Origin of the sequence: Clostridium sp. KLE 1755 (assembly GCF_000466465.2) — a bacterium.
In the GTDB taxonomy this organism is placed as follows: domain Bacteria; phylum Bacillota; class Clostridia; order Lachnospirales; family Lachnospiraceae; genus Eisenbergiella; species Eisenbergiella porci.
Window position 1 is genome coordinate 26190 of sequence record NZ_KE992711.1, and the last position, 6899, is coordinate 33088.

Genomic DNA, 6899 nt, shown 5'->3' on the forward strand with positions numbered 1-6899 from the left:
ATTTCTATGAAAGGAAGAAGGACCGGGATATGGAGAAACATGATAAAGATTTTTTACAGACATTTGATGCTCTGTATACGACCAACCAAATACAGATAATGAAAATCCTTCTGCCTTACTGTAATCCAGACAGCCGCAGAGGGCTGGCCGTCATGATCAAATTCATGGAATTCGATTATACTCTCCGTTTTGCCCGCACACATCCGGAAACCTTCCGGGAGGAAGCCCTTCCTTTTTCCTTAATTGACATCTGTGATAAAATAAAAAATTACTGCTCACCCCAGGTCCGTTCCATGCTGGAGCAGTTCCAGTCCATACAGAATGCTATGCAGATGTATGAGGAAATGAAACAGTATATGGATCTTTTTCAGGGAATGGGTACGAATGATGCAGACGGCGCCGCTGGTGCCGCAGACGGAAAGGATTCTGCACCGGAGTCCGGACAGGACGGAGAAAAAGCCGGGAACAACCCGTTTTCCGCCGGAGGCATGAACCCCATGGATATGCTCATGGGAATGCTTTCACCGGACCAGCAGTCCATGTTCCAGATGTTTCAGTCGGATTTTAACACAGAGGCGGCTTCCACAGGCAATACTGATATGCAGGACAGCCCGCCGGAAAGGGAGCAATAATTATGGCAGATTATATGGGTTCGGGTAATTCCGCAGATAAACCGGAATGGATGCGGGAACCTTCACTAAAGGATATTCCAGTTGATAAGCTGGATTTTCTTCAGAAAATGGTGTTTGAAAGCAAGACGCTCTCCCAGAAGGAGCTGATGCCTTTTCTCATGGCGCTCGCCCAGAGAAGCCGTTCGGCAAACATCACCTTCACACAGGAGGAAATGACGGTAATTATCGAAGCGATAAAAAAATACAGCACCCCAGAGGAACTGATGAAAATGAATCAGATAATGAAGCTGATGCAGCGCCGTAAATAACACTGCCGATGCAGCGAATGCTGCATCGGCAGCATCCGCTGCGTACGGCCTCAGTCAAGAGCTGCAACCTTTTCGGACAGCTCCTTCAGAAATGCTTCCGAAGGAATGTACTGCACCTTTACCGGTTCCATGACAATCTGGAATTTACATGCTTCCAGTCCGTCATTGACAAGGCCGGCGCTCTGTCCGCCCCAGCCATAGGAACCGAAGGCAAATGCTTTTTTATTTTTAGGGGCAAGTCCTTTCATATAACAGAGGAAGGATGCCACCGTAGGAAGCATCTGGTTATTGATCGTAGGGGAGCCTACCGCAACATATTCCGCCTTCAGCACATCCGTCATAATATCGGAAATGTGATCAACCTTGAGGTCATATAGCTTTACCGGCACTCCCTTCATTGCAAAGCCCTCAAGAACGGCTCTCGCCATCTTCTCCGTGGAATGCCACATGGAATCAAATACCACCACTGCCTTATGATCCGGCGTATCATCGCTGAAATGCTTATAGGCATTCACAATGTCCCCGATATGGCTTCTCCACATCACGCCGTGGCTTGGTGCGATCAGGCTGATATCCAGCCCCTCAATCACCGGAATGGTTTTCTTCATCTGCATGCCGTAGGGCATGAGTATGTTGGCGTAATATTTCTCCGCCTCCGCCATTACCTCGGCCATATCCACTTCATCATCATAACGCCTGCTGCTGGAATAATGCTGGCCGAAGGCATCGTTGGAGAACAGGATCTTTTCCTCCGGGCAGTAGGTAACCATATTATCGGGCCAGTGAAGCATGGGCGTAGGCACAAACTGCAGCGTATGCCTGCCAAGGCTCAGGGTATCTCCCGCCTTTACCGGCATATATTCATAGCTGTCGCCGTAATGCAGCTTCAGGCCGTTGTATCCGCTGGGAGCGCTTGTGACAATCACTGCATGGGTCGCCTTTGCCATTACCGCCGGGATTGCTCCGGAATGATCCATTTCCACATGGTTGGATATCAGATAGTCAATCTTTTCCGGATCTACGATTTCCCTGATACGCTCAAGAAGCTCCTGGGCAAAGGGCTCTTTCACCGTGTCTATCAGGGCGATTTTCTCATCAATGATGAGATAGGCGTTATAGGTGGCGCCTCTGTCGGTCGTATAGCCATGAAAGCTGCGCACATTCCAGTCCACCACGCCTACCGCATAAATGCCGGGTCTTAATTCTGTCGTATTCATCACGTTTCCTCCTGCTTGTTTTTCCTGTGTATCCCTCTCCCGCAGAGAGCTTTTTAGTCAGCAACATTATAACCCAATTTTTTCCTGCTGTATACTTTCTGAAGACAAGTATTCATTTTTGTACAGAGCCATAACACCGGCAGCTTTGTAGCTTCAAAAAAACGTCCGCCCGCCAAAGCCGGAGCTGTGACGGACGGACAAATGCTCTTTGCAGCCTGTATTTTTAATTTTCAGCGGAGGCTGTTTCTTCACTGCTCTCAGCCGGCGTTTCCGTTCCGGTTTCAGCAGGGGCTTCCGTGCTTTCTTCTGTCGTTTCAGGCGTCTCTTCAATAAAATCTGCCGGTTCCCTGTCAAAGGCGGTAACGATATAGGAGCTTACCGCATAAACCTGGGAATTTCCTTCCAGGCGGACATAGTAATCCCCGGTAATATCATTCTTGTTTCCCACATGAAGAATTACGCTGGATCCGTTTCCCAGGACGGCGGTTATTGTACCTGCCGGATTATCCAGCCCGTATTCCGCCAGATTTTCCGGAGTTTCCACCACTGTATCCGTGGTGATATGATCGATATTGTTTATAAGCGCGCTGATCTCTGTCTGATCCAGATTCATTTCCCGGTCGTCCGCATTGTACCAGGTGTCATCCTCCTTCACAAAATTCAGGGTATGGGCTCCTGTTGCGGAAAGTGACTTTACCTCCCCGGAAGAAAAATCCGTAACCACAGCAGTTTCCGGCGCCGTTTCCTCTGTTTCGCTTAAATCAAGATGCTTGACGAGAAAATAGGCGCCTATGCTGAGCAGGCAGATAATAATCAGAACAATCAGCTGGATTCTTTTCTTTTTCATCAGCGTTTCCTCCTTCCGGCCCATACAAAAATACCTGCGATAATCAGCCCCAGAGGCAGGAACAGCATCAGAACGGAACCGATGGTAAAGGCCGTGCCGTCATTCACCGTGATTACAGAGGCTTCATAGGATTTCACGGGAACGGATACGCTCACCTCACTGTCGGACATGGAGGCCACAACATTGGTAAACAGCGTCAGGTTGGCATCCGCCACCATGGTGTTTGCATTGTCCGTAAACAGATTTTCCGAGGTGAACAGCGTCAGCTGCGCCGTGCCTTCCTCCAGTGTCTTTTCCGCATGAACGCCCACGTCAAAGGGGCCTGCCGCGTCGCCGTCTTCCATATTTACCGTCTGCGCCTGATTGATATCAGTCTTGGAATAGGAGGACGCTGAGGTGGTAAGCAGAGGGGTTATACTCACACCCTCCGTCTCCTGCGATGTAATGCCCTGGGCATAAGGCATGAAAATATATTTTTTGCCTGCTACGCCGTTTGTGAGGGAATCATAAGCTACCTCCGGCAGCAGGTAGGTTGGCTGCTGGTAGCACATGGAGGAATCTCCCTCCAGCACAAGCCCGTTTACCACGGACAGCCCGAAGTAATCAAGAACCTTCTGCAGGTTCGGCATGGATGCGGCAAAATCATCCACATAAGAGGTGGTCATCAAAATCTTCCCGCCTTTATCCAGATAGGCAATCAGCTTATCCGCATCATCGGACGAAATATCGCTGACAGGCGCCATAATCAGCACTCCCTGGGCATCCTCCGGCACGTTCTCCCGGGTAAGGAGATTGATGGATTGAAGCGCTGCATTCTGCTTTGTCAGCCCATTCTGGAATGCGGTGGAAAGCGTAAGCTCATCCTGCCCCTCCAGCGTATACAGCACAGGCATGTCGTCGCTGGTCACATAGGCCAGGGCGCTTGTGATCTGTCCTTCTCCGTCATACCCCGTCACCGTGCTGCTGTAGGTGGTATAATCCACCTGCGTTTCATAAATATCGCTGTAATTGATTACCTTGAACCGCTTGTCACTGACCACAATAAGGGAATTCATGCTGATATTGCCATCCGTGTAGTCTTTATAAAAATTCGGGTTTACCACCGGATCCTTATACTCCACCCTGATATGTCCGGAAAGGTCCGTATACCGATCCAGCGTCTGCTTCAGGGTGGTGTCCTGCTTTTCTTCAGACTGCAGTATGTAGATTGTCACATCCTCCGACAGATTCCTTGCAAGCTCTTCCGACGTATCCGTGAGAGAATAAAGTTTTTCCGCCGTCATGTCAATGGAGGTAAAACGGGCCGGCAGCTCTCCTGCCGCCAGATTTAAAAATACTGCCGCCACCAGCACTATGGCGATCATCCCTGTGCTGTAGGCCCCCATCTGCAGGCTTTTTACGGAAACCTGATAACGTCTCTTCTGTACCGACTGAACCGTGAGAAAGAGGAATACCACGGTAAACGTAATAAAGTAAAGCACCGATTTCAGCTCCAGCGTCCCCTGCATCATATTTTCCAGGCGGCTGGTCATATCATATATATTCAGTATTCTGGTAAGCAGCTTCCCTGTGGAAGAAATCAGGCCGGTAATGCTGTTCATCATATATCCCAAAAACAGCGCCCCGAAACTCAGAACCGCAGCGATGACCTGGCTTTCCGTCACGGAAGAGATGAATAAGCCGATGGCAATGCAGCTTAAGCCGTACAGATAATAAGCCAGCAGCGCCGTATAGCTTTCTCCGAAGGATACCGTCCCGAACCGGGAAAGAATCAGCGGGTACACCGCTATCACAAGAGTGGATATGGTAAAAATCGTAGCCGCCGCCAGGTATTTCCCAAGCACCACTTTTCCCACGGATACCGGGGAGGTAAGGATCAGCTGATCCGTTTTCTGTCTGCGTTCCTCAGACAACATGCGCATCGTCAGAAGCGGAACGGTTATCAGCAACAGAAAAAGAATGCTGTACACTGTGTTCGCCATGCTGGAATATCCGAAACGCAGGTTCAGGGCAAAAAAGTACAGGCCTGACAGGAAAATATTGGCCGCCAGGAACAGCCAGCCTGTCATGGAACAGAAATAAGCTTTCAATTCTCTTTTATAAATCGCTGTCATTGTCCGTACCCTCCTGCGCTTCTTCTGATTCTTCCGCTTCTGCCGCTCCTTCTTTTTTACGTCCCAGGCGCAGCTTTTTCCTGCCGACTGCTTCTCCGGCTTTTTCCCCGGTATTTTTTTCCGAATCCGTCAGTTCCAGGAAAATATCCTCCAGGGACTTGGTCGTAACATGCATATCCATTAGAGGCAGGCGCGCATCTGCAAGCAGATAAAAAAGTTTTTCCCGTATATCGCAGTCCTCCCCTGTTTTAATGGCCGCTTTTGTCTGCGTTTCCGATATTTTTTCCAGGCTGCTGCCCTCAATCTCTTCCAGGCCGTCAAGAACGGACTGCAGCTCCTCCGGGGTGCCCTTTACGGTAATTTCCAGCTCCTCCTCGCCCGTCATCAGCCTGGTAAGCCCTTCCGGCGTATCACAGGCCGCCAGGCTGCCTTTGGAAATAATCAGGATCTGGTCGCAGATCGCGCTGACCTCGGACAGGATATGGGAGCTTAAAATGACCGTATGCTTATCCTTCAGGCTTTTAATCAGATCGCGGATTTCAATAATCTGCTTGGGATCCAGGCCAACGGTAGGCTCATCCAGAATAATGACCTCCGGCGAGCCAAGCAGCGCCTGGGAAAGCCCCACCCTCTGTTTATAGCCTTTGGACAGGTTGCGTATCAGGCGGTCCTTCATATCCAGGATGCGGGTCATTTTCATGACCTCTTCTATGCTCTCCTCCCGTTTCCCGGAAGGAATCCGTTTCAGCTGCGCCGCAAAACGCAGGTATTCTCCCACCGTCATATCAGGGTAAACAGGGGGCATTTCCGGCAGGTAACCGATGCAGCGTTTGGCCTCCTCCGGCTCCTTCATCATATCATGGCCGTTTATCTTTACCTCGCCTGCGGTGGGGGCCAGATAGCCGGTAATAATATTCATCGTAGTCGATTTTCCCGCGCCGTTGGGGCCCAGGAATCCATAGATCTGGCCCTTTTCCACACGGAAAGAAAGGTCGTTGACAGCATAGTGGCTGCCGTATTTTTTCACCAGATGACTGACTTCTATCATCTTTTTGTCCTCCTATTATTTTTGGATGCCGGTGGGGTGGATCCGTGGTGCTTTCCTGCGGGGCTGCGTTTCCGTGGAGGCGTTTCCGGGGGCTTTGGCCCGGCATGCTGGATCTGGCTGGGGTGGCGGGGGGTTTTTCCGGATCCCGTTATGCCGGGCATTGCGATGAGCTTGGGGCAAAAATTGTGTCATCTCCATGGCATAGAGGGATCCGGAAAAACCCCCGCCGCCCCAGCCGGATCCAGCATGCCGGGCCAAAGCCCCCGGAAACGCCTCCACGGAAACGCAGCCCCGCAGGAAAGCACCACGGCCGCAGCACGGCAACTCTAAAAATAAATGTATTCCCAAAATGTGTAAAAATGTTGGTGGAACTGTGATTTTTCTGTGAAATATGTATAGAAAAGGGAGGGTGATACGATGCTGTGAGAAGGAAAAGGAATTTAGGAAGGGAAATTTCTGATGCGGATTGACGCAGATAATCAAACGCAAATAAATGTGGATAAGAGTGCCAGAGGAATGCCCCGCGTTGTTACGGGGTATTTCTCTGGCGGTTGATTTGGGTGAGTATGGGGGTTTTGAGGGCGTGGAGGGTGGGGAGGGTGACGGCAAGCAGCGCGGCGGAGAGGTTGAGGAGGAGGGCTGCGGTAATGGCGGAAGGTGGGACCGGGGCCTTGGCGGAGAGGTAGAGGTAAATGTGGCTGAGGATATAGGAGGCGGCCCGGGTGGCGGCGGC

General features: G+C 50.7%; 7 protein-coding genes. 3 read left to right on the top strand and 4 right to left on the bottom strand.

The genetic code is table 11. From position 1 onward, the window contains the following. Positions 1–29: 29 nt before the first annotated feature. The gene (locus HMPREF1548_RS13420) at positions 30–632 is read left to right on the top strand and encodes a hypothetical protein (protein WP_021636749.1); all 603 of its coding nucleotides are present in this window, start codon (positions 30–32) and stop codon (positions 630–632) included. Positions 633–634: 2 nt separating this feature from the next. After that, positions 635–940, top strand: coding sequence for a hypothetical protein (locus tag HMPREF1548_RS13425; protein ID WP_021636750.1), 306 nt, complete (start codon positions 635–637; stop codon positions 938–940). A gap of 50 nt (positions 941–990) precedes the next feature. Here HMPREF1548_RS13425 and HMPREF1548_RS13430 read toward each other — a convergent pair whose 3' ends face one another. The 4 genes from HMPREF1548_RS13430 to HMPREF1548_RS13445 form a co-directional block, all read right to left on the bottom strand. After that, positions 991–2157 (bottom strand): FprA family A-type flavoprotein, encoded by a 1167-nt coding sequence (locus HMPREF1548_RS13430; protein ID WP_021636751.1) that lies wholly within the window; start codon positions 2155–2157, stop codon positions 991–993. 223 nt (positions 2158–2380) lie between these two features. Next, positions 2381–3004 (bottom strand): DUF4340 domain-containing protein, encoded by a 624-nt coding sequence (locus tag HMPREF1548_RS13435; RefSeq protein ID WP_198168636.1) that lies wholly within the window; start codon positions 3002–3004, stop codon positions 2381–2383. After that, positions 3004–5118: an ABC transporter permease gene (locus HMPREF1548_RS13440; RefSeq protein WP_021636754.1), complete on the bottom strand. Its 2115-nt coding sequence runs from the start codon at positions 5116–5118 to the stop codon at positions 3004–3006. The genes HMPREF1548_RS13435 and HMPREF1548_RS13440 overlap by 1 nt, the downstream gene beginning before the upstream one ends. Continuing rightward, positions 5102–6166, bottom strand: a complete 1065-nt coding sequence (locus tag HMPREF1548_RS13445) for an ABC transporter ATP-binding protein (protein WP_021636755.1) — start codon at positions 6164–6166, stop codon at positions 5102–5104. Before HMPREF1548_RS13445 ends, HMPREF1548_RS13440 begins: the two co-directional genes overlap by 17 nt. 526 nt (positions 6167–6692) lie before the next feature. Between HMPREF1548_RS13445 and HMPREF1548_RS29970 the strand changes: the two genes are divergently transcribed. Then, a partial coding sequence (locus tag HMPREF1548_RS29970) for a hypothetical protein (RefSeq protein WP_035322085.1) occupies positions 6693–6899 on the top strand: 207 nt, incomplete at its 3' end.

Excerpts from the sequence above, each read along its gene's own strand:
- HMPREF1548_RS13440 (WP_021636754.1), bottom strand. The coding sequence starts at position 5,118 with ATGACAGCGATTTATAAAAGAGAATTGAAAGCTTATTTCTGTTCCATG.
- HMPREF1548_RS13425 (WP_021636750.1), top strand. The coding sequence starts at position 635 with ATGGCAGATTATATGGGTTCGGGTAATTCCGCAGATAAACCGGAATGG.
- HMPREF1548_RS13430 (WP_021636751.1), bottom strand. The coding sequence starts at position 2,157 with ATGAATACGACAGAATTAAGACCCGGCATTTATGCGGTAGGCGTGGTG.
- HMPREF1548_RS13420 (WP_021636749.1), top strand. The coding sequence starts at position 30 with ATGGAGAAACATGATAAAGATTTTTTACAGACATTTGATGCTCTGTAT.
- HMPREF1548_RS13445 (WP_021636755.1), bottom strand. The coding sequence starts at position 6,166 with ATGATAGAAGTCAGTCATCTGGTGAAAAAATACGGCAGCCACTATGCT.
- HMPREF1548_RS13435 (WP_198168636.1), bottom strand. The coding sequence starts at position 3,004 with ATGAAAAAGAAAAGAATCCAGCTGATTGTTCTGATTATTATCTGCCTG.